Genomic DNA, 759 nt, shown 5'->3' with positions numbered 1-759 from the left:
GGAGCGGTCTACGCCTACACCCCGGAGCTCTTCCCCACCGCCCTTAGGGGAAGCGGGGCGGGCCTGGTGGCGGCGGTGGGCCGGGTGGGGGGGATCCTCGCCCCCTACGCCACCGGGGCCCTCCTTCCCCTTTGGGGCCCGGGCGGGGTTTTGGCCCTCCACGGGGGGCTTCTTCTCCTCGCCGGGGTCTTCGCCTTCGCGGTGGGGGTGGAGACCCGGGGGCGGCCCTTGGAGGACCTGTGATACCCTTTTGGCGTGAATCCTTCGCCTAAGCCAAGGCCACAAGGCCTCTCTAGGCCTTCTTTCCCGGGGCCCCCAGGCTGGCGCAAGCCAGCCTGGGGTGGTATGAAGCCACCTGCGCCCGCGTGGGGGCTCCGGTGGAGCCGGAGGTTTTCTGGAGGCTACGGAGATGGAAGGAGGAAAGGACGTGAGGGTGGCCCTCACCATCGCGGGCTCCGACTCGGGGGGTGGGGCGGGGGTGCAGGCGGACCTTAAGGTCTTCTTCCGCTTCGGGGTCTATGGGACGAGCGCCCTCACCCTGGTCACCGCCCAGAACACCCTGGGGGTTCAGAGGGTGCACCTCCTGCCCCCCGAGGTGGTCTACGCCCAGATAAAGAGCGTGGCCCAGGACTTCCCCCTTCACGCCGCCAAGACCGGGGCCCTGGGGGAGGCGGCCATCGTGGAGGCCGTGGCCGAGGCGGTGCGGCGCTTCGGGATCCGGCCTTTGGTGGTGGACCCGGTGATGGTGGCGAAAAGCGG

The 759-nt window shown here is 70.2% G+C and carries 2 protein-coding genes; both read left to right on the top strand.

Features of this window, described 5'->3' with window-relative positions; genetic code table 11:
- Positions 1-243 (top strand): MFS transporter (locus tag AC01Y6_RS10735; protein WP_476671518.1); only part of this gene is annotated, 243 nt, incomplete at its 5' end.
- A 184-nt stretch (positions 244-427) separates the two neighbouring features.
- Positions 428-759: bifunctional hydroxymethylpyrimidine kinase/phosphomethylpyrimidine kinase (locus tag AC01Y6_RS10730; RefSeq protein WP_476671520.1), on the top strand; the 332-nt coding region annotated here is incomplete at its 3' end.

The organism is Thermus sp., from assembly GCF_056332225.1.
The sequence above is the reverse complement of the archived record's forward strand: the minus strand, read 5'-3'. Positions and strand labels throughout refer to the sequence as shown.